This is a genomic window from Vreelandella lionensis (assembly GCF_002087295.1).
Taxonomy (GTDB): domain Bacteria; phylum Pseudomonadota; class Gammaproteobacteria; order Pseudomonadales; family Halomonadaceae; genus Vreelandella; species Vreelandella lionensis.
The window spans coordinates 1-25,248 of sequence record NZ_MWVI01000014.1 but is presented as its reverse complement, the minus strand read 5'-3'; the positions used below and the strand labels follow the sequence as shown (position 1 = coordinate 25,248).

General features: G+C 56.0%; 12 protein-coding genes and 8 pseudogenes. 11 read left to right on the top strand and 9 right to left on the bottom strand.

Annotation, left to right across the window (positions count from 1 at the left end):
• Window positions 1-145 precede the first annotated feature (145 nt).
• A pseudogene (locus B4967_RS02065) lies at window positions 146-1,824 on the top strand (NAD-dependent malic enzyme).
• A gap of 68 nt (window positions 1,825-1,892) precedes the next feature.
• Here B4967_RS02065 and acnA read toward each other — a convergent pair.
• Window positions 1,893-4,643: pseudogene (gene acnA / locus B4967_RS02060) on the bottom strand (aconitate hydratase AcnA).
• Window positions 4,644-4,870: 227 nt separating this feature from the next.
• Here acnA and trxB point away from each other — a divergent pair.
• The gene (trxB, locus tag B4967_RS02055) at window positions 4,871-5,821 is read left to right on the top strand and encodes a thioredoxin-disulfide reductase (RefSeq protein ID WP_083023258.1); all 951 of its coding nucleotides are present in this window, start codon (window positions 4,871-4,873) and stop codon (window positions 5,819-5,821) included.
• A gap of 31 nt (window positions 5,822-5,852) precedes the next feature.
• Here the strand turns inward: trxB and B4967_RS02050 are convergent, their stop codons facing one another.
• Window positions 5,853-6,389, bottom strand: a complete 537-nt coding sequence (locus B4967_RS02050) for a GspH/FimT family pseudopilin (protein ID WP_083023257.1) — start codon at window positions 6,387-6,389, stop codon at window positions 5,853-5,855.
• A gap of 125 nt (window positions 6,390-6,514) precedes the next feature.
• On the opposite strand from B4967_RS02050, the pseudogene thiO reads away from it, so the two are divergent.
• A pseudogene (thiO, locus tag B4967_RS02045) lies at window positions 6,515-7,610 on the top strand (glycine oxidase ThiO).
• A gap of 12 nt (window positions 7,611-7,622) precedes the next feature.
• On the opposite strand, the gene B4967_RS02040 reads toward thiO, so the two are convergent.
• Window positions 7,623-7,886 (bottom strand): PP0621 family protein, encoded by a 264-nt coding sequence (locus B4967_RS02040; RefSeq protein WP_083023255.1) that lies wholly within the window; start codon window positions 7,884-7,886, stop codon window positions 7,623-7,625.
• A 179-nt stretch (window positions 7,887-8,065) separates the two neighbouring features.
• Between B4967_RS02040 and B4967_RS02035 the strand changes: the two genes are divergently transcribed.
• Window positions 8,066-9,700: an NAD+ synthase gene (locus tag B4967_RS02035; RefSeq protein ID WP_083023253.1), complete on the top strand. Its 1,635-nt coding sequence runs from the start codon at window positions 8,066-8,068 to the stop codon at window positions 9,698-9,700.
• Between the two features lie 17 nt (window positions 9,701-9,717).
• On the opposite strand, the gene B4967_RS20000 is transcribed toward B4967_RS02035, so the two are convergent.
• From B4967_RS20000 to B4967_RS02020, 5 genes and pseudogenes are all read right to left on the bottom strand, one after another.
• Complete coding sequence (locus B4967_RS20000; protein WP_279384628.1) at window positions 9,718-10,179, bottom strand: EAL domain-containing protein; 462 nt, start codon at window positions 10,177-10,179, stop codon at window positions 9,718-9,720.
• Entirely contained in the window at window positions 10,118-10,777 is a 660-nt protein-coding gene (locus B4967_RS19995) for a GGDEF domain-containing phosphodiesterase (protein ID WP_279384627.1), read from the bottom strand. The genes B4967_RS20000 and B4967_RS19995 overlap by 62 nt, the downstream gene beginning before the upstream one ends.
• Before the next feature lie 3 nt (window positions 10,778-10,780).
• Window positions 10,781-11,875: a sensor domain-containing diguanylate cyclase gene (locus tag B4967_RS18600; RefSeq protein WP_243470274.1), complete on the bottom strand. Its 1,095-nt coding sequence runs from the start codon at window positions 11,873-11,875 to the stop codon at window positions 10,781-10,783.
• 83 nt (window positions 11,876-11,958) lie between these two features.
• Window positions 11,959-13,653 (bottom strand): annotated as a pseudogene (locus B4967_RS02025) (methyl-accepting chemotaxis protein).
• 240 nt (window positions 13,654-13,893) lie between these two features.
• Window positions 13,894-14,706, bottom strand: a complete 813-nt coding sequence (locus B4967_RS02020; RefSeq protein ID WP_083023252.1) for an outer membrane protein assembly factor BamD — start codon at window positions 14,704-14,706, stop codon at window positions 13,894-13,896.
• A gap of 181 nt (window positions 14,707-14,887) precedes the next feature.
• On the opposite strand from B4967_RS02020, the gene rluD reads away from it, so the two are divergent.
• From rluD to ilvN, 5 genes and pseudogenes are all read left to right on the top strand, one after another.
• Entirely contained in the window at window positions 14,888-15,847 is a 960-nt protein-coding gene (gene rluD, locus B4967_RS02015; RefSeq protein ID WP_083023250.1) for a 23S rRNA pseudouridine(1911/1915/1917) synthase RluD, read from the top strand.
• Window positions 15,844-16,598 (top strand): annotated as a pseudogene (gene pgeF / locus B4967_RS02010) (peptidoglycan editing factor PgeF). Before rluD ends, pgeF begins: the two are co-directional and overlap by 4 nt.
• A 127-nt stretch (window positions 16,599-16,725) precedes the next feature.
• Window positions 16,726-19,302: pseudogene (clpB, locus tag B4967_RS02005) on the top strand (ATP-dependent chaperone ClpB).
• Between the two features lie 457 nt (window positions 19,303-19,759).
• A pseudogene (locus tag B4967_RS02000) lies at window positions 19,760-21,482 on the top strand (acetolactate synthase 3 large subunit).
• Window positions 21,482-21,973 carry an acetolactate synthase small subunit gene (ilvN, locus tag B4967_RS01995; RefSeq protein ID WP_030074339.1) on the top strand — a complete coding sequence of 164 codons (492 nt, stop codon included), beginning with the start codon at window positions 21,482-21,484 and terminating at the stop codon, window positions 21,971-21,973. The pseudogene B4967_RS02000 and the gene ilvN overlap by 1 nt, the downstream one beginning before the upstream one ends.
• A gap of 91 nt (window positions 21,974-22,064) precedes the next feature.
• Here the strand turns inward: ilvN and ilvY are convergent, their stop codons facing one another.
• Window positions 22,065-22,952, bottom strand: a complete 888-nt coding sequence (ilvY, locus tag B4967_RS01990) for an HTH-type transcriptional activator IlvY (protein WP_083023249.1) — start codon at window positions 22,950-22,952, stop codon at window positions 22,065-22,067.
• Window positions 22,953-23,146: 194 nt separating this feature from the next.
• Here ilvY and ilvC point away from each other — a divergent pair.
• Window positions 23,147-24,164 (top strand): annotated as a pseudogene (ilvC, locus tag B4967_RS01985) (ketol-acid reductoisomerase).
• Between the two features lie 146 nt (window positions 24,165-24,310).
• A complete protein-coding gene (gene pssA, locus B4967_RS01980; protein WP_083023247.1) occupies window positions 24,311-25,198 on the top strand; it encodes a CDP-diacylglycerol--serine O-phosphatidyltransferase in 888 nt (295 codons plus the stop codon).
• Window positions 25,199-25,248 lie beyond the last annotated feature (50 nt).

Below are 25,248 nucleotides of genomic sequence, written 5' to 3'. Positions count from 1 at the left end.
GGGGAGGCGACTCCCCTTCCTACTTGATGCCATTATTTATGTCTCTGCCACCTTTGTCGTACTAGCATGTTACATTACGCCTAAACGCCGCCAACGCCCAGCGTTGCTGCATTGCAACAGCAATTGACATAAAAAGAGAGTGCCTATGTCTACGACGAGTAAACGCCCCCTGTACATTCCTTACGCCGGTCCTTCGCTGCTTGAAATGCCGCTATTGAACAAAGGCAGCGCGTTTACTCAGGAGGAGCGGCTAGCGTTTAACCTGATAGGCTTGTTGCCACAAAAAGTCGAAACCATTGATGATCAGCTTGAGCGTGTTTACCGCCAGTACCAGCAGTGCCATAGCGATTTAGAGCGCCATATTCACCTTCGTGCCATTCAGGATGACAACGAAACGCTCTATTTCCGTCTCGTCTCTGAGCATCTGGAGAGATGCTGCCGATTATCTACACGCCAACGGTTGGCCAGGCGTGCCAGGAGTTCTCCAATATCTACCGCAACCACCGGGGGCTGTTTATCAGCTACCCGGACCGCGAGCATATGGACGATATCCTGCGTAGCGCCACCAAAGATAACGTGAAAGTGATCGTGGTGACCGATGGCGAGCGGATTCTCGGCCTTGGCGACCAGGGTATCGGCGGCATGGGCATTCCTATCGGTAAGCTGGCGCTCTACACCGCTTGCGGCGGGATTAGCCCAGCCTATACGCTGCCGATCATGATCGACGTAGGCACCAATAACCAGGCGCTGCTGGATGACCCGATGTACATGGGCTGGCGCCATGAACGGGTAGGCCAGGAAGAGTACGATGCCTTTATGGCGGAGTTTATTGCTGCCGTGAAGCGCCGCTGGCCGAACGTGCTGCTGCAGTTTGAAGATTTTGCCCAGGCCAACGCCGTGCCGCTGTTGGAGCGCTACCGTAACGAACTGTGCTGCTTCAACGATGACGTGCAGGGCACGGCCTCTGTGGTGGTAGGTACGCTGATGGCGGCCTGCCAGGCCCGCGAAGAAACCATTGCCCAGCAGCGCGTGGTGTTTGTTGGCGGTGGCTCTGCCGGTTGCGGTATCGCCGAGCAGGTCGTGGTCGCCATGGAGGCGGAAGGCCTGACCGAAGCGGAAGCGCGGGCGCGCATCTTTATCGTCGACCGTGACGGTTTGATGACCACGGATCAAACGTGGCAGCGGGATTTCCAGCGCCGTTTGGCCCATGACTCTTCGCTAGTGGCGGAGTGGAACGGCCAGGGCTTGGAAGAGACCATTGCCCAAATCAAACCGACGATCTTGATTGGCGTATGTGGCCAGCGCGGTATCTTCACCGAGCAGGTGGTACGTACCATGCACGCAGGCTGCGAACATCCGGTGATTATGCCGCTCTCGAACCCGACCTCCCAGGCGGAAGCGGTGCCAGAGGATGTGATTCGTTGGACCGATGGTCAAGCGCTGGTAGCCACCGGTAGCCCGTTCGCACCGGTGGTCTATAACGGCCGCACCTATCCGATTGCCCAGTGCAACAACGCTTATATCTTCCCCGGCATTGGTTTGGGTGTGATTGCCGCGAACGCTAACCGCGTTACCGATGAGATGCTGATGAGCGCCTCGCGGGCGTTGGCCCGTGAAGCACCGCTGGTCAAAGAAGGCAAAGGCGCGCTGCTGCCGCCGCTGTCGCGGATTCGTGATATCAGCAAGTCGATTGCTTTTGAGGTGGCCGCACAAGCCCAGCAGAACGGCGTTGCGTTGAAAACCAGTGGTACAGCGCTGCGCGAGCGTATCGAAAAAGCTTGCTGGTCGCCGGAGTACCGCTTCTATCGTCGTCGCGCCTTCTAAACTGGCGCGCTGGCAAAAAAAAGCCCCCACCGAGGTGGGGGCTATGCAAGCATTGGGAGGTCGTACCTCTAGGCTGCGCCGATCATCTTGCGCAGCACGTAGTGAAGGATACCACCGTGGCGGTAGTACGCCAGCTCATTGACGGTATCAATTCGGCACTTGGCATCAACGGTACGTTCCCCGTCGCTATTTTTAATCACGACTTGAACGGTGCCGCCGGGGCTTAAGTCGCTCAAACCGGCAATCGAGATCTCCTCATCCCCTGTTAATCCCAGGCTTTCACGGCTTTCGCCTTCCGGGAACTGTAGCGGCACCACGCCCATACCGATCAGGTTAGAGCGGTGGATACGCTCGAAGGATTCGGCAATAACTGCGCGCACGCCCAGCAAACGGGTGCCTTTGGCCGCCCAATCCCGCGAGGAGCCGGTGCCGTACTCCTTACCAGCAATCACCACCAGCGGCGTGCCTTCCTCTTTATATTTCATGGCGGCATCGTAAATCGCCATCTGCTCGCCGCTCGGCACGTGGCGGGTTTCGCCGCCTACCACGCCGTCGAGCATCTCGTTTTTGATGCGCACGTTGGCGAAGGTGCCGCGCATCATCACTTCATGGTTACCCCGGCGTGAGCCGTAGGAGTTGAAGTCGACCGGCTTCACGCCGTGCTCTTGCAGGTAGCGCCCGGCGGGGCTATCCGGCTTGATAGAGCCAGCAGGCGAGATATGGTCGGTGGTGACGGAGTCACCCAGCATCGCCAGTACGCGGGCGTTCTTCACGTCCTCGATGGCGTCTGGCTCCCGCTGCATCCCTTCAAAGAAGGGCGGGTGCTGAATATAGGTTGATTCCGGCCACTCGTACACTTTGCCTTCCGGCACTTTGATCGACTTCCAAGTGTCGTCACCTTCAAAGACCGCGCCGTACTCTTTGCGGAACATCTCGGTATTGACCTTCTCGACGGCGCTAGCGATATCCGCTTGTGAAGGCCAAATATCCTTCAGATAAACCGGGTTGCCGTCGCTATCCTGGCCGAGCGGGTCGGTGGTTAGGTTGCGCTGTACGTTGCCCGCCAATGCATAGGCGACCACCAGGGGCGGCGAGGCCAGCCAGTTGGTTTTCACCAGCGGATGCACGCGGCCTTCGAAGTTACGGTTGCCAGAGAGCACCGAGGCCACGGTGAGGTCGCCCGTTGTTGATGGCTTTTTCAATCTCTTCCGGCAGCGGCCCAGAGTTACCGATACAGGTAGTGCAGCCGTAGCCCACTAGGTTGAAGCCTAGGGCGTCTAGGTCATCGTTAAGATTGGCGGCGGCGAGATAGTCGGTGACGACTTTAGAGCCGGGGGCCAACGATGTTTTTACCCAAGGCTTGGTGGTCAAGCCTTTTTCGCGGGCGTTGCGGGCCAGCAGGCCTGCCGCCATCATTACGCTTGGGTTGGAGGTGTTGGTGCACGAAGTAATGGCGGCGATCACTACCGCGCCGGGGTCAAGGCTGAAGTCCTGCTCGCCCATGGTGACGGACTGGCTGTCACTGTGTTTGAAGTCGTGCTCGTAGCTACGCTCAATACCCACCGCTGTTTGGCCACCTTCCGAAGCAAGTTTGCCCTTCTCGGTGGTGGGACGTGCTTTGCCGTCCTCTTCCATGACTTTGTTAAAGGCGCTGGCCATATCTTTCAGGGCAACGCGGTCCTGCGGACGTTTGGGGCCTGCAAGGCTTGCTTCTACCTCATTCATATCCAGGCTGTGAGTGTGTCAGTGAACACAGGCTCGTCACCCGGCTCACGCCACAGGCCTTGGGCTTTGCTGTAAGCCTCAACCAACGCGATCTGGCTATCTTCGCGACCGGTTAAGCGCAGGTAGTTGAGCGTTTCGTCATCCACCGGGAAGAAGCCGCAGGTGGCGCCGTATTCCGGGGCCATGTTGGCAATGGTGGCGCGGTCCGCCAGCGGCAGGTCTTTCAGGCCATCGCCGTAAAACTCGACGAACTTACCTACCACGCCTTTTTTGCGCAGCATTTCGGTGACGGTCAGCACGAGGTCGGTGGCGGTAATGCCTTCCTGCAGCTTGCCCGTCAGCTTGAAGCCAATCACCTCGGGAATCAGCATGGAAACCGGCTGACCCAGCATGGCGGCCTCGGCTTCGATACCGCCCACGCCCCAGCCCAGTACGCCGAGACCGTTAATCATGGTGGTGTGGGAGTCGGTGCCCACTAGCGTGTCGGGGTAGGCAAAGGTTTTGCCATCTTCCTCTTTGGTCCATACCGTGCGGCCCAGGTACTCCAGGTTCACCTGGTGGCAAATACCGGTGCCGGGCGGTACAACGCTGAAGTTATCAAAGGCTTTTTGGCCCCAGCGCAGGAACTCGTAGCGTTCGCCGTTGCGCTGCATTTCGATATCGACGTTTTCTTGGAACGCCGCCGCGTTGCCGAATTTATCGACCATCACAGAGTGGTCAATCACCAGGTCAACCGGGGAGAGCGGGTTGATACGGGCAGGGTCTTCACCGAGCTTTTCTACGGCGGCCCGCATGGAAGCAAGGTCCACTACGCCGGGTACGCCGGTAAAGTCTTGCATCAGCACGCGGGCGGGGCGGTAGCCGATTTCACGGCTGGATTTGCCCTCTTTCTGCCAATCCACCAGGGCCTGCATGTCTTCCTGGTCGACGCTCTCATCGTCAGCGAAGCGCAGCTGGTTTTCGAGCAGGATTTTGAGCGTCTTGGGTAGCCGGTCGATGTTGCCTAGCGTTTCAGCCGCCGTGGGCAAGCTGTAGTAGTGATACTCTTGGCTTCCTGCCGTTAAGGTATGAAGCGTGTTGGGTATCTTGCTCATTCCATTCTCCTCTGATTGCTTGGCGTTTACGCGACGGTCACTGCTTTTCTTGGTATGGCGAATCAATAGTATGGCTTATTAATAGCACATGGGTGTTTCACCATAGAGTTTCAAGGCATCTTTGCCTAATAGCGTAGACTAACCCTTGTAATAGCTTGTACTTGGCGCCATTTCAGGCAGACTCTCTTGCAACGTTATCTGCTCAATATTGTGACAAAGGTGGTGTCATGGAAACGCGTCATGAACGTTTGATTATTCTTGGTTCCGGCCCTGCAGGGTATACCGCAGCGGTGTATGCAGCACGGGCTAACTTAAAGCCGCTGCTGATTACCGGTATACAGGCAGGTGGCCAATTGACCACTACAACCGATGTGGATAACTGGCCCGGCGATGCCGAAGGCGTCCAAGGCCCCGAGCTGATGGAGCGCATGAAGCAGCACGCCGAGCGGTTTAATACCGAAGTGCTGTTTGATCATATCAATGAAGTCAGCTTAGGTGAAAAGCCGTACACTTTAAAAGGCGATAGCGGTACTTATACCTGCGATGCGCTGATCATTGCGACCGGTGCCAGCGCACGCTACTTGGGGCTGCCCACTGAGCAGCAGTTTATGGGGCAGGGCGTTTCTGCCTGCGCCACTTGCGATGGCTTCTTCTATCGTAACCAGGAAGTGATTGTTGTAGGCGGGGGCAACACCGCCGTGGAAGAGGCGCTTTACCTTTCCAATATCGCCTCCAAGGTGACGCTGGTACACCGCCGCGATACCCTGCGCGCCGAGAAGATTCTGCAAGACAAACTCTTCGAGAAAGCCGAGGCGGGCAAAATTGCTCTGGAATGGTTCTACGAAGGAGAGGAAGTGCTGGGCGAAAACACCGGCGTGACCGGCGTGCGGGTGAAATCTACCAAAGATGGCTCCACCAAAGAGATTCATGCGCCGGGGCTGGTTATTGCCATCGGCCATAGCCCCAACACCGGCATCTTTGAAGGCCAGCTGGAAATGAACGGCGGCTATATCAAAGTTAAATCGGGCAGTGAAGGTAACGCAACGGCGACCAGCGTGCCGGGTGTGTTTGCCTGCGGCGATGTGATGGATCATATCTATCGTCAGGCAATTACTTCAGCGGGTAGCGGCTGCATGGCAGCGCTGGATGCCGAGCGCTATCTGGATGGTATTGCTTAATTAGGTATATGTCTGTTGCTAGAAGATCTCATTAGTCGGTACAGCTAATGGGATCTTCTCCCACTCTCGCGCGTCCTAAGGTACTTACATCGAGCTCTGCCCCTGAAGATGTTGTTTGATCATTACTAGGGCAAATGGTGTAGGTACTGTTAAAGCCCCCGACGTGTCCCACTGGGTTATATTTTATTCTTGAGTGACCATTCTTAGTAACGTGAACGCCTTTAGTGGGTGCGAAGACGCGCACAATATCTTTGTCTCTAATGCTCGTCGTTTTGTCTCCTTGGACAATAATGACAGGGTTGTTCCAGTCATCTGAGCAGGCGTTTTTCCCTTCGTTAGCCGGGCAGACTGTTATATCGCTCTGCTGGGTAATCGCGGTATTGCGTGCCAGAGTAAGGATTGTCTGTAGCCGATTCACCTCGCTGGTGACTGCAGAACGCTCGCCTAGTGCCTGAAAGTTGGGCAAACCCCAGGCCGCCAGCATGCCCATTAAGGCGAGTGCCACCAGCAACTCAAGCAGTGTAAAGCCCGTGTTGTGTCGCCTAGCGATGTGGTGAGGCTGTGCCATAGTCTCTCTCAGTAGCTTGACCTGTTGAAACGCATCACTATGCTCATTCTCTTTATGCCGCCAATGCGCTGGTACTCTGTTAGCGGCTCTTTTAGCGACTCTATTAGCAATAGTGGGCAATATTTGTGAGCGATTTCTTAATTATAGGCGGTGGTGTTATTGGCATGATGACCGCGCTGCAAATGGCAGATGCAGTCAGAATATCACGCTGGTGGAGCGTGGGGTATGCGGGAAAGAGGCTTCTTGGGCAGGCGGGGGTATTGTGTCGCCGCTCTACCCATGGCGGTACGGCGAGCCAGTATCGCAACTTTCCCGCTGGTCGGAGGGTGTCTATCCGACGCTGGCGCTGCGCCTGCTGGAAGAGACCGGCATCGACCCGGAGTATCGCCAAAAGCGCTTGCTCTACTTAAACGTGGATGACGATGACGCGGCACTGCGATGGGCCCGCCAGCTAGGCAAACCATTGGAGCGGGTAGACGCCTCTTTTGTGCATCAAAAAGAGCCCGAAGCGGCTGCGCCAGAAGGCAGCGCGCTCTGGATGCCCACTCTGGGCAGCGTGCGCAACCCGCGCTTGGGCCAAGCGCTACGGGCGCGCTTAGCCGCTATGCCGAACGTCACACTCGTAGAACAGTGCAGCGTGCAGGGGTTTATTCAGCGCCAAGGCCGCGTGGCGGGGGTTGATACCAACCAAGGCGAGCAGCTGGCCGAGCAGTTGGTAGTATGCGGCGGTGCTTGGGCGGCCACTTGCTAGAGGGTTTAAACGTGCGCCTGCCGGTGCGCCCCGTCAAAGGGCAGATGATTGCTTATCAAGCGCCCTCGGGATTAGTGCAACGTGTCGTGCTAAAGGACGGTCGCTATGTGATTCCCCGTAGCGACGGACTACTGCTAGTAGGCTCGACCCTGGAAGAGGCGGGCTTCGATAAAGCCACCGCTGAAGAGGCGTTGGCCTCGCTCAAGCGGAGCGCGGAGAATATTATCCCCGCGCTGGCAGATTGTCCCGTAGCGCACCATTGGGCGGGCCTGCGCCCTGGCTCGCCGGAAGGCATTCCTTTTATTGGCGCACTGCCCGGTTTTCCGAATGTGTTTGTCAATGCAGGCCACTACTGTAACGGCTTAGTACTAGCGCCTGCATCGACACACTTGCTAGCGGATCAGCTGCTTGGGCGTAAGCCGCTGATGGATCCTACGCCTTATCAGCCAACGGCTGCGCGTTTGGCGTAAAGGCGGGGAGGCTTAGCGATTGCTGTTGTCTTCCTGCTCCTGCAAAAAACGGTCGCGGTGCGCGCTACAGCAGAACCACTGTTCTGCATCGCGCAGCGCCTCGTTTTCCGGTACGTGGACATCACACCAGCGGCAGCGCACCATTTTGCCACCTTCATGGCGAGGGGGTGTTTGCTGCTGGTGGGTCAGCTTACGCTGGCGGTAAATACCGTAAAGCTTCAAGCCTACGTAAAACAGCACGGCAAATATAATCAGCCGAATGATCAATAGATTCATCCTCAATGGCTCCCCAAGTGGGAAAGGCGGTTACAAGGCGTGACTGGCGGCAAGACTTTCGTTGCTTTCAGCCCTCTTAGTGCTGTGTGGCCTTTGCCACTTGGCATGCCTTGCGGGACAATGCATCTACTATATAGATGCCACCGTATTCCGAAGATTCTCAAGAGATTTTAACGCCCATGCAAGACTTAACGCTGGTAATGGCCCAACTCGACCCTCTGGTGGGAGATATTCCCGGCAATGCCGCGCGTGCCATTGAGGCTGTGCGAGAAGCGAGGATTGAGCATGGGGCGGATATTGTTGTCTTCCCTGAACTTTTTTTACCCGGCTACCCGCCGGAAGATTTGCTGCTACGCCCCTCCATGGAAACCCGCCTGCGGGAAGCGCGGGCTAAAATGGCCGAAAAAATCTCCCGCGATGTGCTGGTGATTATTGGTTACCCCGGCGTGCGTGAAGGCAAGTGCTACAACCTGGCGGGTGTGCTGTACAACGGCCAGTGGGAGGCAGAATACGCCAAGCAGGCGCTGCCCAACTATCAAGTGTTTGACGAGCAGCGCTACTTTACCCCTGGCACTGAGCCGCTGGTGGACGAACATAAAGGCGCCAAGCTTGGCCTGCTGATTTGTGAAGGTTTATGGGAAGGCGCGCCGGTAAAAGCGGCTCGGGAAGCCGGGGCAGAAGTGCTGATTAGCCTGAATGCCTCGCCCTACCATCAGGACAAGCCCGCCGAGCGGCTGCGCCTTTTAGAGCTGCGTGCCCAAGATGTGCAGCGGCCGATTGTTTACGTCAACACCATCGGCGGCCAGGATGAGCTGGTGTTTGACGGTGGCTCTAGCTGTGTCGATGCCAATGGCCAATTAAAGGTGCTGGCACCCTATTGGCAGGCGGGCTTGATGCCCATCCAGTTGCTGCAAACCAGCGCGGATACCTGGGAGCCCCAAGCGGGAGAGATCGAACCCGACGTCGAGCCGGAAGAGAGCCTCTACTGTGCGCTGGTGACTGGCCTGCGTGACTACGTCAATAAAAGCGGGTTCAAGGGCGTAGTGTTGGGGCTTTCTGGTGGGATAGATTCTGCTCTCTCGCTGGCCATTGCGGTGGATGCGTTGGGGCCGCAGCGGGTGCAGGCGGTAATGATGCCTTACTACTTCACGGCGGATATCTCCAAACAGGATGCCGCCGAGCAGGCGAACCTGCTGGGCGTGCACTATGACGTGATGCCCATCGAGGCGATGGTGGAAGCCTTTATGGGCACCTTGGCAGAAAGCTTTGCTGGCACCGAGCGAGATACTACCGAAGAGAACCTGCAGTCGCGCTGTCGTGGTGTGCTGTTAATGGCCATTTCCAATAAGAAAGGCCTGATGGTGCTGACCACCGGTAACAAGAGCGAAATGGCAGTGGGTTACGCTACCCTGTATGGCGATATGGTGGGCGGCTACAACGCTATTAAGGATGTGTATAAAACTTGGGTTTATCGCTTAGCCCGCTGGCGCAATACTCAGTCTCCGGCGATTCCCGAGCGGGTCATTGAGCGCCCGCCTAGCGCTGAACTCGCCCCTGATCAGCAGGATAGCGACTCGCTACCCGACTACGATGTGCTGGACGCCATTTTGGTCCGCTACATCGAAGGGGATATGAGCGCCGAGTCGATTATTGCGGCACGGTTTGAGGAAGAGGATGTCTATAAAGTCGTCAAGTTGGTGGATCGCTGCGAATACAAGCGTCGCCAGGCCCCTGTTGGAGTGCGGGTCACGCCGCGTGGTTTCGGGCTTGACCGTCGCTACCCCATAGTGAATGGCTGGCAGCCTGGGGATTAATGTAAGCGCTCACTGGCTTAAGACAGTACCGGAGGAGGGGCCAAGCAGTATTTGGCCATCTCTTCCGCTGGCAGTGGCCTGCAAAAGTAGTAACCCTGATAAGCGTGGCACTGGTGCTCGTTGAGATAGCGCCAGTGCTCCATGGTTTCCACCCCTTCGGCGATGACGTTAAGGCCCAGCGAACGCCCCATGGCAATGATCGTTTCGACGATGGCCATATCGTCCTCATCCTGGTGAAGGTCGCGTACGAAGGACTGATCGATTTTGATCTGATCCAACGGCAAGCGCTTCAGGTACTGCAGCGATGAGTACCCGGTGCCAAAGTCGTCCATCGCAAAACTGATCCCCAGCGCCTTCAGCTGATGCATGCGGGCGATGGTATCTTCCACTTTTCCAATCACGGTACTCTCGGTTAGCTCAAGCTTCAGCTTGTGGGGCGAGGCGCCGCTTAGCTCCAGCGCGTTGGCTACTTCTTCCACGAAGTTTGGCTGCTGAAACTGTTTCGCGCTGACATTCACGGCCAGCACTAGGTCTTTTGGTATGCTCCGCTGTTTGCCACATGACAAGCTGTTCACAGGCGGCATGCAGCACCCACGTACCAATAGGTACGATGAGGCCCGTTTCTTCGGCGAGCGGAATGAACGTGCCGGGGGATACAAAACCACGGGTGGGATGCTGCCAGCGAATCAGTGCTTCTGCACCAATGGCACGCCCTTGGCTATCCACCTGCATTTGGTACACCAGGACAAACGCGTCTCGTTCAATCGCTAAGCGCAAGTCGCGCTCTAGCTCTGTGCGGCACTCCAGCTGTGCTTGGACCGCAGGGTCGTAAAAGCGGATATTATTCTGACCATCGCGTTTTGCGATGTGAACGGCAGAGTTAGCGTACTGGAAAAGATCATCGACGCTTTCATCGACGCCTTTAAACAGCACTAACCCTTGGCTAACGTTGAGATACTGGTGATGACCATCCAGGCAGTAAGCCTGGGTTAATGCATGATTGACCTGATGGGCAAAGAATTCGGCTTTTTCGGCGGCCTTCAGTTTATCGCTGTCTAATCCGTCAATAATCAGCACGAACTAATCGCCACTTAAGCGCCCAATGATGCAGCCTTGTTGTTCAAGGGTTTTAAGCCGTGTTGCCATCTGCTTAAGGAGATCGTCCCCCGCTTGGTGGCCGATGCCATCGTTAATGCGTTTGAACTCATCCACATCTACATACACCAGCGCGCCATAGGTGTCGGTTTGGCTGTTAGTTTCCAGGGAGTGCTGTAAGTGCTCCTTCATTAACCGCCAGTTGGGTAGGTCGGTGAGCGTGTCGTAGTAAGCCCGTTGATGTACTTGGCGCTCCGCAGCGCGACGTTGCTGTTCGGTAACACGAAAAGAGAGCAGGGCAAGTGCAATACGCTTAAGTGGCCCGCTGTGCTTCTGGCTTAAACGCTCTATCGCCTGCATATCAGGTAGTTCCTGGCGGCTATCGGAGAGCGCCAAAATGGCATCACCTACCGTCACAAGGCGCTGGTTGATCCGCCATGCGGCCAGAAAAGCAGCACTAATCAACAGTACAAATAGCCCCACACCCATCCATAGCGTGGAGTCGCGTGAGTGGATGAGGTCTGCGTAAGACTCGCGATGGCGGTCGCTGGCACGCTGGGTAAGTGCCTCAAAAATCTGCTGGGAGAATAGGCTTAACGGATTGTAGTGGCGCTGTGCTTCTTGAAGATAAAATCCTGGGTCGCCTTGATTAAGCGTCGCCGATTCGTTTGCCATACTGGCAAAACGCTGATACTGGTGAAAAGCACGTTGCAGGGTGTCGGCACTCCCTTTGCTAAGGTCAAAAATAAGTGGCGAGGCTGCCAGTTGGTCAATGCTTTCGCCGATGGCTGTCAGCTCTTGATTGATCAGGCCGTATTCGGAGTAGCGCTGCATTGCACTTAGGCTGGTTTCTTCGGCGCGGCTAAATACTTCGGTCATGCGCTGGTGAAGATCACCCATTTGGCGGTCGAAGGTGGCCATTTGCACCAACGTATCCAAGTCATCAGATTGCAGTTGATAGTTCTGCAATGACTGCTCTTTGATAACCTGAGTAGCCAGCACCAGCAATAGCAGCACGGGCAGCACTACTATCAATACCGGTAACAAAAACACCATGAATAAGCTTTGGGAAGGTTTCATAGTAACCTCAAGGGAAGGCAGTGGGCCGCAGCGTGTCACGCCACGGCCCTCCTAAATAGTTAACGGCAGGCAAGACGTTTTATTTAGAAGCTTTCCCATTCGGGTTCAGGAGCAGTGGAAGGTTTGGCAGCCGGTAGCGCGGGTGCTTTTTGGGGTTTATGTGATTGCTGTTCGGTCGCGTGGTTGACGCGGCGGCGGTCTGCACCCGTTGACGCAGTGGCCGGAAGTTTGAAAGCCCCCATGGAATGCAGTAGCTGATGAGCGTTTTGGCGCAGGTTGTTAGCAGCTGTCGCGCTTTCATTGACAAGAGAGGCGTTCTGCTGTGTTACATGGTCCATTCCGTTACCGCCTGGCCCACTTGCTGTACACCTGCGCTCTGCTCGGCACTGGCGTTGCTGATCTCTTGCATGATTTGGGTAACGCGCTCGATGGCTGCCACAATCTCTTCGGTGGACTTGCTGGCTTCTTCAGCCCGCTCGTTACCATGATTCACACGTTCAAGATTGCTGGTAATGAGGTTGTTAATTTCACGGGCGGCATCGGCGCTACGTTGTGCCAGCTTGCGCACTTCCTCAGCAACAACTCCCCGCCCGTGCTGCTTCCACCGACGCGTTAAGCGCCAGGATATTGGTTTGGAACGCAATTGAGTCAATGGTGGAAATAATGCCCGCGATCTCTTGTGAGCTTTTGTTGAGATCATTCATGGTGGTTACTACTTGAGTCACCGCCTCTCCGCCTTGAGTGGCTATTGTAGAAGCGCTAGACGCTTCTTGGCTGGCTTGCTCGGAGTTATCCGCATTCTGCTTGACGGTGCTATTCAATTCTTCCATAGCCGAAGCCGTTTCTGCCAGGGCGCTGGCTTGCTCTTCGGTACGCGAGGCGAGGTCATTGTTGCCTTCAGCGATTTGTTCGCTATTGGAAGCTACGGCTTCTGCTGAGGCGCGCACTTGCGCCACGATATCCTGTAAGTGCTTCGCCATTTCCACCTGCGAGGCCATAATGCTGCGCTTATCGCCTTTCTTAAGCCGCCCTTTGGGTGTCAGTTCGCCCCGTCCAATGGCTTGGGCAAAGGCTTTTACCTCGTAGGGCTCTGCGCCTAACTCGCGCAGCAGCTGGCGAGACAAGAATACGGCAATCAGCCCGCCAATCAGCAGCGCAAATAGTGTTAATCCCAGCATTTGCAGCTGGAAGCCAGAGGCTGTTGCGCGGGCATCGGCGGTTATAGCGTTATTAATCTGCTCTTGGAGATCAATAAACTGATTGATGCGGTTGAGCCATTCGGTGTAAGCCGGCCCCGCTTGTTCTAATAAAAGTGCTTGTGCCTGCACGTTGCTACTTGCTTCACGAGCGGTAAGCACTTGCTCCGTGAGGTTGGTAGCGGTAGTGGCGTGTTCAGCGATGAGTGAGAGTAGGCGCTGTTCTTCAGCAGAAGCGGTGGTGTTTTGGTTAATTTGCTCCATACCGCTTGTGGCTACCTGATAGGCGTCTTCAAGTCGACGCATATCCGCTTGAAGACCACTGAGCATTCCATCACCAGCGGTGATCACGATATCGCGTAGCGTGATTGCTCGGTCGTGAACGCTGCCGCGCATATCAACGGCGTAGCCTTGCTTTTCGCCGTGTACATCGTTGATCTGCGTCAATCCTCGGTCAATTTGGTTGACCTGGAGAATGCCTGCGGCAGTTAACAGTACAAGTAGTGCTAGCAGAATAGAGAACCCGACGGCAAGGCGGGTACTTATTTTTATTCCAGAGAGTCGTTTCATCAGGGACAGCATTCAGTGAGGCTCCTTAGGCGCCGTGCAGGCGCTTTATTATGTTAGGCTGAGGTGATAATAGCGCTTGGATAATAATTTGTACAATATGTGTATGATTATTGGTATTGTCTGGCTTTTTTAAGCTTCTGTTAAATAAGGTTTTATTAGCCATAAACGAAAAAACCACGCCGAAGCGTGGTTTTATTGATGCATGGATTGTACAGCTTAAACGTGGCGGCCGCTAGTGGCCTGATTCAACGCTTAATCGCTGCTGCCATGTTTGGGTGTAAAGCGGCCGTTTTGAAGCTGCTCGTGATCCGGCGCGTTTTCGCGCAGCACGGTGAGTACCTCGCGGGCGCGGTCGTCCATGCCTAAGCCTTGATAGCCCTCCACCATCGTGGCTAGCGCATCACGAGTGGCGCTGGACTCTGGGTAATTTTCAATGACCCAGCGGCCCCGCTCAACGGCGGCCAAGAAAGCACCACGGCGCAGGTAGTAGTCAGCCACATGCAGTTCATGGCGGGCTAATAGCTCACGCAGATAAACAATGCGTTGCTGGGCATCCGGCGCGTACTGGCTCTGCGGGAAGCGCTGAATTAGCTCGCGGAAATCGTTGTAGGCATCCCGCGAGGCGCCCAGGTCACGCTTGGAAATATCAATCAGGCGCAAGCGCTCCAGACTAAAGCGGCCCGCCTGCCAGGCGGAAAGCCCGCGTAGGTAGTAGGCGTAATCGACCTGCGGGTGGTCTGGATGAAGGCGGATAAAGCGGCTGGCGGCAGCACGCGCCTCTTCCCAGTTACTGTTTTCGTAGTAAGCGTAAACCAGCTCAAGCTGGGCCTGCTCAGCATGAGGGCCAAACGGATAGCGGGTGTCCAGAGCCTCAAGGCGCTCGATAGCAATCGGATAGCGGTTGCTATCGAGCGCGGTGCGTGCCAGTTCATACAGCTCGCGCTCTTGAACGCCCGCAAACTCATCTTCCTCTTCCGGGGTCGTGTCGTTACTGGCGCAGCCCGCCAGAAGGGCAAGGCTTAAGGCTAGGGCGCCAAAGCGGTTGGCAGCGGAAAAAACGCGCATCATCATCCTCGTTGCAAACAAGCCTCAATCACCGAAAAGCGACGATGGCCATAAGTAGAAATGGTAGAATAGGTCGCAGTTAGCCCACTATAAAACACCTAGACGCAAAACGCAGGCTTAGCGACACGTTAAGCGTATTATGTGACGCAGTTGGGCGGTTAGCGTCTTAGAGAGGTTATTCATGTCTCGTATTGTTGAAGCCACGCAGCGGGTGCCCGCATCATTAGCTGGTGCACGCTTGGACCAAGCGGCGGCGGAGTTGTTCAGCGATTACTCCCGCGAGCGCTTGAAAGCGTGGATCAACGCCGGTGAGCTCACCGTCGATGGGGTCAAAGTAAAACCCAAAGCCAAGCTGCACGGCCATGAAGTGCTGGCGCTCAACGCGTCCATTGAAGAGGATACGCGTTTTGAGCCCCAGGACATTGCGTTGGATATCGTCTATGAAGACGAGGCCGTGATTGTTATTAATAAGGCGGCGGGTATGGTCGTTCATCCGGCCGCGGGTAACCCAGATGGCACTCTGTTAAACGCTCTTCTGCATCATCATCCGGCACTGGCGGAGGTGCCGCGTGCAGGGATCGTCCACCGTTTGGATAAAGACACCACCGGGCTGATGATGGTCGCCAAAACCCTGCCCGCTCAAACGACGTTGGTAGAGCAGCTTCAGGCGCGCACCGTTTCCCGCCAATACGATGCGGTGGTGATTGGCAAACCCGTGGCGGGCAGCACCATTGATGCGCCGATTGGTCGGCCCCCGAAAGACCGTAAACGCCAAGCTGTCACGGCGTCCGGAAAACCCGCCGTGACCCATTTTCGCGTGGTAGAGCGCTTTCGTGCTCACACCCACGTACGCTGCCAGCTAGAAACCGGACGCACCCACCAAATCCGCGTGCATATGGCCCACGCCCGCTATCCGCTGATTGGCGACCCGCTCTACAGTGGCCTTGCCAAACTTCCGCCGGGGGCTGCCGGGCCGTTAAAAGAGATTTTTCGCGAGTTTCCTCGCCAAGCGCTGCATGCTCGCAAGCTGAGCTTTGTGCACCCCGTCAGTGGCGAAACCCTCACTTTTCAAGCCGACTTGCCCGATGATCTACTAATGTTATTGGACTACCTGCGCGAAGATAGCGAGACCAGGCGATGAGCGATGCCATTGACCTGCGCCCGACGCTACTGCTGCCGGACTGGCCCGCGCCCGCCAACGTGCGGCCCTTTGTGACTACCCGTGAAACCGGGCCAAGCCAGAACGACTTTGCCGCTTTCAACCCGGCAACCCCCGCTGGTGATAACGCTGACCATGTGGCGCTGTGTCGGCGGCTAATGCAGAAAGAGATCGGTGATGAGCCTCCACTGCTGTGGCTAAACCAAACCCACGGTGCGCGGGTGCAGCAGGAGTATCAGAGTGACACGCCGGAAGCGGATGCCGCTCTTGCCAGCAGTAGCGAGTACGCTTGTGTCGTTCTCACCGCAGACTGTTTGCCGGTTCTGCTCTGCAACCGACAAGGCACCCAGGTGGCGGTTGCTCATGCGGGTTGGCGTGGCCTGGGAGGTGGCGTGCTGGAAGCTACGGGGGCCGCGATGAACTGCGACCCGGACGACATTCTGGTATGGCTAGGCCCGGCGATTTCTAACGCCGGTTTGAAGAGGGCCAAGCAGTATACGGCGCTTTTGTCGCGGTACATCCTGATACCGCCGATGCTTTTGATCACAGCCCTTATCGGCTTGGTCACTATATGGCTGATTTGTATCGGCTAACGCGCTTTCGCCTAGAGGCATTAGGCATTCACCACATTAGCGGCGGGCACTTCTGTACCGCCTGTGAGTCGCGCTTTTACTCCTACCGCCGTGACAACGGCAATACCGGCCGCATGGCAAGCGTGATCTGGATCAAATAAGGGCCACTTGAAATACGTGGATATGACGCCATTTAACTTGTCAAGCTAATCGACTTTAGCACGTTCAACGACAGGTTATCGGGAAGCGCCGTGGGTCCAAACGCACGGCTACCCCAGGAGGCACTCCATGCGATTTGATAAATTCACTGCTAAATTACAGGCCGCCATTGCTGAGGCGCAATCCCTCGCAGTAGGCCACGGCCATAATCAGCTTGATCCAGCGCACCTGCTGTTGGCGCTGATTGACACCAAAGACACAGGTATTAAAGCGCTGGTCGAAAAAGCCGAAGGCAGCAGCTCGCGCCTGCGCGACGGCCTGCAGCGCCAAATGGACGATCTACCTAAAGTCAGCCAGTTCGATGGTGATGTTCAGCCTTCTCGAGACTTCGTCAAACTCATTAACCTCACCGACCGCGAAGCGCAGAAGCGCGGCGATCAGTTTATTGCCTCTGAACTTGTGCTGTTGGCAGCGCTGGAAATGAACAGCGCCATCTCCAAGCTAATGAAAGAGGCGGGGCTGAGTCGCAAAAGCCTGGAAGCAGCGATTAACAGCCTGCGCGGTGGCGCCAAGGTCAATGATGCCAATGCAGAAGAGCAGCGCGAAGCGCTCAATAAGTACACCCTTGACCTGACCAGCGCGCGCTGGATGGCAAGCTCGACCCTGTGATTGGCCGCGCCGACGAGATCCGCCGCACCATCCAGGTGTTGCAGCGTCGTACCAAAAATAACCCAGTGCTGATTGCGAGCCCGGCGTGGGTAAAACCGCCATCGTCGAAGGCCTGGCCCAGCGTATCGTTAACGGCGAGGTGCCTGAAGGGTTAAAAGAGAAGCGCGTGCTTTCGTTGGATATGGGCTCGCTTCTAGCCGGGGCTAAGTTTCGCGGTGAGTTTGAGGAGCGCCTGAAAGCGGTACTGAAAGAGCTCTCTCAAGAAGAGGGGCGGGTCATTCTGTTTATTGACGAGCTGCACACCATGGTGGGCGCAGGCAAAGCTGAAGGCGCCATGGATGCGGGCAATATGCTCAAACCAGCGCTAGCGCGTGGCGAGCTGCACTGTGTGGGTGCCACCACGTTGGATGAGTACCGCAAGTACATTGAAAAGGACGCCGCGCTGGAGCGCCGCTTTCAAAAAGTGTTGGTGGATGAGCCCTCTGAAGCCGACACCGTGGCCATTCTGCGTGGCCTGAAAGAGCGCTATGAGGTCCACCACGGCGTCGATATTACCGACTCGGCGATTATTGCCGCTGCCAAGCTCTCGACGCGTTACATCACCGACCGCCAGTTGCCAGATAAAGCTATCGACTTGATCGATGAGGCGGCGTCGCGGATTCGCATGGAGCTGGACTCCAAGCCTGAAGAGATGGATCGCCTTATCGTCGTTTGATCCAGCTCAAGATGGAGCGTGAAGCGCTTAAGAAAGAGACCGACGAAGCTACCAAAAAACGCTTGGAAGCGCTGAATAACCAGATTCACGATTTAGAGCGTGAATACGCTGACTTGGATGAGATCTGGAAGGCGGAAAAGGCCAGTATCCAAGGTGCGGCGCAGTTTAAGGCGGAGCTTGAGCAGGCGCGTATTGATCTTGAGCAAGCGCGCCGCCAGGGCGATTTAGCCCGCATGTCGGAAATTCAGTACGGCAAAATTCCTGCGCTGGAGAAGAAGATCAGCGAAGCGGGCGAAGGCGAAGCGGATACCGCCAGCCACCAGCTACTGCGCTCTAACGTCACAGAAGAAGAGATCGCCGAAGTGGTTTCCCGTTGGACGGGGATTCCGGTGTCCAAAATGCTGGAAGGCGAGCGGGATAAACTGCTGCGTATGGAAGACGCCCTGCACGAGCGTGTCATTGGCCAGCATGAAGCGGTAGAGGCCGTGGCAAACGCGGTGCGTCGCTCGCGGGCTGGCCTTGCCGATCCCAACCGTCCTAACGGCTCGTTCCTGTTCCTCGGCCCGACCGGGGTGGGTAAAACCGAACTATGTAAGTCACTGGCAAACTTCCTGTTCGATACGGAAGAAGCCATGGTGCGCATCGATATGTCGGAGTTTATGGAGAAGCACTCCGTGGCTCGCCTGATCGGCGCGCCTCCCGGCTACGTCGGCTATGAAGAGGGGGGCTACTTAACCGAAGCAGTGCGCCGCAAGCCCTACTCGGTGCTGCTGCTGGATGAGGTGGAAAAAGCGCACCCGGATGTGTTCAACATTCTGCTGCAAGTGCTGGAAGATGGCCGCTTAACCGATGGCCAGGGTCGTACCGTCGACTTCCGTAACACCGTGATTGTGATGACCTCCAACATGGGCTCAGACATTATTCAGCGAATGGGCGGGGATGATAACGACTACGAGCTGATGAAAAACGCGGTGATGGAGGTAGTGGGTAATCACTTCCGCCCTGAATTAATCAACCGCATCGATGAAGTGGTGGTGTTTCATGCGCTGGGCCAAGAGCAGATTCAGGCCATTGCCGGTATTCAATTAGAGCGCTTGAAAGGGCGGCTCGCGGAACACGACCTGAGCCTGGAGATTAGTGATGATGCCATGGCGCAGCTAGCGGTGGTGGGTTTTGACCCTGTGTTTGGGGCGCGGCCACTCAAGCGGGCCATTCAAAGCCGCATTGAAAACCCGCTGGCTCAAGACCTGCTGGCAGGCAAGTATGTCCCAGGCGATACCATTCACATCAGCGCCAATGAAGGCAAACTAGTGTTTAGTTAATTGCGCAATGAAATAGGGCAAATGCCCCGTCAGCACCGCTGGCGGGGCATTTTTTTGCGCTTACTGCGACCTTTGTTGCGTTTGAAGGGATCGGAGGTTGACAGGCTAAGGGCGCTAATGGAATCTTGTGGGTTCCTGATTTGCGGGCGCGGACCAACGGGCACCCCCTGATCCCCGCGCGAAGGGTAGGCTCACCCTCTCCCCGCCGAAGGACTTCCGGGCTTAGGCTAACCGCCTGACCTGGCCAACGCCCCGACACGGCAAACCGCCGTGTAAGGGAACCGCTCTTTATGGATGCCATAAATGAGCATTCCCGATGAGAGTGCAGGCCCTAACCGGGCCATATTGCCAGGGTCTGGCATCAGGTGCCGGCATGGGCCGGCAGCGGCATACCGCCGCACTCGGCCCCTCAGGATGTCCTGCGGATCGCACTCGAGACCTCCAGGGGAGAAACACAGTGGCACTGCTTTCCGGCGCAGATATGATCGCCCGCTTCTTGCAAGATGAGGGCGTCGAGTACATTTATGGTTATCCCGGTGGTGCGGCGCTGCATATTTACGATGTGCTGTTCCGGCAAGATAAGTGAAGCACATCCTCGTGCTTCACGAACAGGCCGCCACTCACGCTGCCGACGGCTATGCCCGTGCCTCCGGCAAGCCCGGCGTGGTGCTGGTGACCTCTGGCCCGGGCGCTACCAACGCGGTGACTGGCATTGCGACCGCCTACATGGACTCCATTCCTATGGTTGTTCTGTGCGGCCAGGTCATGAGCCGCTTGATTGGTGACGACGCCTGCCAGGAAACCGATATCGTCGGCGTGACGCGTCCTATCGTGAAGCACAGCTTCTCGATTCGTCACCCGTCCGAAATCCCAGAAGTGCTGAAAAAAGCCTTCTATCTGGCATCGACCGGTCGTCCTGGCCCGGTGGTGGTTGATATCCCCAAAGATATGACTGCCCCCACCGAACGCTACGAGTACGTTTACCCGAAAAAGGTCAAGATGCGCTCGTATAACCCAGTGACCCGTGGCCATACTGGGCAGATCAAAAAAGCCGTCGAAATGATGCTGAAGGCCAAGCGCCCAGTGTTCTATACCGGTGGCGGTGTGGTAACAGGCAAGGCAAGCGAAGGCTTGACCGACTTGGTGAAGCAGCTTGGCTTCCCGATTACCACCACGCTGATGGGCATTGGCGCGTATCCGCAAAGCGACCGCCAGTGTTTGGGCTGGCTGGGTATGCATGGCTCGTATGAGTCCAATATGGCCATGCACCACGCTGACCTGATTATTGCCATTGGCGCGCGGTTTGATGACCGAGTGACCAACAATACGTCGAAGTTCTGCCCGACGGCGAAGATCATCCACGTCGATGTCGACCCAAGCTCGGTATCCAAAACCGTGCGTGCAGACGTGCCGATTGTTGGCCCGGCGTCCAGCGTCATCAACGAGATGATTAGCTTGGTGCAGGGGCACTCCATTGCGCATCCAGAAGCACTGACCGATTGGTGGCAGAAGATCGACGGTTGGCGTGCCGATCGCGAAGGAAAGCTCTACGAGCCTTCCAAACCGGCGAAGTGCTGAAACCGCAAGAAGTGATCGAAGCGCTGTGCCGAGTGACCCGTGGCGAAGCGTACGTCACCACGGACGTGGGTCAGCACCAGATGTTTGCGGCGCAGTACTACAAGTTCGATAAGCCGAATCGCCTGATCACCTCTGGCGGGCTAGGCACCATGGGCTTCGGTTTCCCGGCCGCCATGGGCATCAAACAAAACTTCCCGGAAGACGATGTGGTGTGTGTCACCGGTGAGGGCAGCTTCCAGATGATGATGCAGGAGCTCTCTACCTGTAAGCAGTACGGGGTAGGGGTCAAAATCGTCAACCTGAACAACGCATCGCTAGGCATGGTGCGCCAATGGCAGGATTTGAACTATAAATCTCGCCATGCGCACTCCTATATGGAGTCGTTGCCCGACTTCCATATGCTGATTGAAGCATACGGGTTCACCGCGATCACCGTGAAGACGCTAGACGAGTTGGAGCCGGCGCTTGAGCGTGCCTTTGCCAACAAACATGAGCTGGTCTTCCTGGATGTGAAGGTCGACCCCCATGAGCACGTCTATCCGATGCAGGTACCGCTGGGTGCTATGCGGGACATGCTGCTGTCTAAAACGGAGCGTACCTGATGCGTCATATCATCTCGATTCTGATGGAAAACGAACCGGGTGCGCTGTCACGTGTGGTCGGGCTCTTCTCCCAGCGTAACTTCAACATCGAAACGCTGAACGTGGCACCGACGGAAGACCCGTCGCTGTCCCGCTTAACGGTCACTACTGTTGGCGACGACCGGGTGATTGAACAGATCACCAAGCACCTCAACAAGCTGATTGATGTGGTCAAGCTGGTGGATCTCACCGAAGGTAACCACATTGAGCGTGAGCTGATGCTGGTGAAGGTGAAAGCGCTTGGCGCTGCCCGCGATGAAGTTAAGCGTACGGTGGATATCTTCCGTGCGCAGATCGTCGACGTGACGCCTAGCCTCTACACGGTGCAGATTACCGGCGACGCTTCAAAGCTGGATGCCTTTCTACAGGCCATGGCGCCGGTGGGTATTCTCGAAGTAGCGCGCACCGGGGTATCCGGTATTGCCCGGGGCGATAAAGTACTGTCCTTGTAAAGGTTCGCTTTACAGTAGTACTTGTATTGCTAAAAGCCGCCCATTCGCTGGGCGGTTTTTTTTGTACTGTGCTTTAGTGATAAATAGTGCGTTAACGTGGATTAACCGCCGCCCAAAACGCATCAATCATCGGGTTTTTTAACCGCCGGTTCAGCACGCAGAGGCCGACATCATAGTGGGGCAGCTCCGGTATGACGTTAAGTACCTGTACCCGTTCCGCCAGCGGGCTATTATCCAGCACGATCTTGGGGACAACGCCCACACCGAAGCCAAGCCCGACCATACTCACAATCGCTTCGTGCCCGGCTACCTGGGCGTAAATGCGCGGTGCAATACCCATGGCTTTGAACCAGGTGTTGGCGTATTCCCTGGAGAGGCCTGCTTCCGACAAAATCATCGGCACGTGCTGCCACTGCTCTGCGGTGGAGCTTTCTGGTTGAGGCGGCAGCCACGCGTGGGGCTCGGTGGGTGCAGTGAACAGCAGTGGCGAGCGGGTCAGCGACTTGAAGGCCAGCGCGCTAGGCGGAATACGCGGGCGAGGAGTAATCGCCATATCGTCTGCGCCTTCCAGCATTCGCGACATCGCATCGGCGGGGTCACCAGTATGCAGCTTTAGCTCAATGCCGGGGTGGCGTGTACGTACATCGCTGAGTAATTCATACAGAAAGCTGTAGCTCGCCGTGACCGAGCAATAAATGCTGATCTCCCCGCTGAGTTGTGCTGTGGTGGCGGCCAAGGTGCGTTTTTGGGTTTCCCACTGCTCTAGCGTCTCTTTGGCATAGTGTTGGAACGTGATGCCTTGAGGGGTTAGCGTCACGTGGCGGTTATCGCGCTCGAATAGGCGAGTGCCTAGCTCGCTCTCTACCTGTTGAATAGAGCGGCTCAGCGTCGAGGGGCTAATGTGGCAAAGCTCGCTGGCACGGCCAAAATGGAGTGTGTCGGGCAGGGTGACCACGTGTTTGAGTAGACGAAAATCCATAAAGGCCGACACCCTAAGCGTGATTTCATAATATGAAATAGTATGTTGCAAACATAGCGTTTTACGCAACGGCTGCTCTATCGTAGAGTGACCTCAACGCCGAATCCCAGTGCTGCATAAGACGGCACGGGTGGCCATCAACGCTGACCTATACGCTATAAAAATTTGATATTACCGACTTCTGGAGTCTCGCCATGCACGTTTATTACGATAAAGATTGCGACCTGTCCCTGATCCAAGCCAAAAAAGTTACCAATCGTTGGCTATGGTTCGCAGGGCCATGCGCATGCTAACAACCTGAAAGAGTCTGGCGTCGATGTCACTGTCGCACTGCGCAAAGGCTCCTCTTCTGCAGCGAAAGCAGAAGCGGCTGGTTTAAAAGTGGCGAGCGTGCCGGAAGCGTGCAAAACCGCTGACGTGGTCATGATCTTGGCGCCGGACGAAAACCAAAAAGCCATCTACGAGCAGGAAGTTGAGCCGAACCTGAAAGAGGGCGCGACGCTGGCGTTCGCCCACGGCTTCAACATTCACTACAACCAGATTGAGCCGCGCAAAGACCTCGACGTGATCATGATCGCGCCGAAAGCGCCGGGTCACACCGTTCGCTCTGAGTTTGTTAAAGGCGGCGGTATTCCTGACCTGATCGCGATTCACCAAGATGCGTCTGGCAGTGCTAAAGAGCTGGCGCTCTCCTACGCAGCCGGCGTTGGCGGTGGTCGCAGCGGTATTATCGAAACCACCTTCAAAGACGAAACCGAAACTGATCTGTTCGGTGAGCAAGCGGTACTGTGCGGTGGCGCAGTTGAGCTGGTAAAAGCAGGCGTTGAGACGCTGACTGAAGCAGGCTACGCACCGGAAATGGCTTACTTCGAGTGTCTGCATGAACTCAAGCTGATTGTCGACCTGATGTACGAAGGCGGCATCGCCAACATGAACTACTCCATCTCCAACAACGCAGAGTATGGCGAGTATGTCACCGGCCCTGAAGTCATCAATGATGAGTCGCGTGCCGCCATGCGCAATGCACTCAAGCGTATCCAAACGGGTGAGTACGCTAAGATGTTCATTCAGGAAGGCAGCACTAACTATCCGTCCATGACGGCACGTCGTCGCCTGAACGCGGAACACGAAATCGAGCAGGTAGGTGCCCAGCTGCGCGGTATGATGCCGTGGATTGCTGCCAACCAGCTGGTCGATAAGTCCAAGAACTAATCGATTAACTGATTTGCTAACGCCCCGAGGCTCTGTCTCGGGGCGTTTTTCGTTGTCTACGGCAATTGGCTGGCTGCCTCGGCGTCACCGTGTAGAATGAGAAGAGACCACTTTTCGTGTGACTTTACTTCAAATGGATGACACTTATGACCCAGGATGCTCGCGATCAAGAGCACGAAAATACGCAGCCTTCCGATACGTCGGCCAGCGGTGAATCACCCCAGCAAACATCAAGTAGTGATGATGCTGTCGGCAATGAAGACCTAGCTACCGCGTTCTTGCGGGAAACCGAGGTCGTTGAAGAGGCCGTGGAGGATGGAAAGAAGATTCGCCGTAAAGGCATCTACCTCTTGCCTAACTTATTCACTACCTCTGCGCTCTTCTCTGGCTTCTTTGCGGTTGTGGCTGGGATTAACGGTGAGTTCACATCCGCAGCGGTCGCCATTTTCATTGCTATGGTGCTAGATGGCTTAGATGGCCGAGTTGCCCGGATGACCAATACTCAAAGCGAGTTTGGCGCGGAGTATGTCAGTCTTACCGATATGATCACGTTTGGCATGGCGCCTGCACTGGTTGCCTTTACCTGGATTCTCCAAGATATCGGTAAAACCGGTTGGGTGGTCGCGTTTCTGTATGTGGCTTGTGCCGCGCTGCGCTTAGCACTCTTTAACGTACAGATTGGTAGTGTCGATAAAAAGCGGTTTATCGGTTTGCCCAGCCCGTCTGCAGCGGCGCTGGTTGCTGCCAGCGTATGGACGTTCCATAGTTTTGATGCCGATGCATTTGGTTTCAAGCTGTTGATGCTCGTCGTAGTAGGTGCGGCAGGTATTTTGATGGTCAGTAACATCCGCTACTACAGTTTTAAGGATCTGGACTTCAAAAAGCCCGTACCTTTCGTTGTGCTGTTGGCGGTAGTGCTTGGGTTCGTGATGATCTCAGTAGAGCCCTCCGTTATGCTGTTGCTGCTATTTGCAGCGTATGTGTGTTCAGGCCCTGTTCTGGCCGTTATGCGCAAGGCAAAACCCAAGCGCTGAACTTTTTTGAAACTTTTTCACATTAGCCCTTGCCAACCCGGCCGCGAATC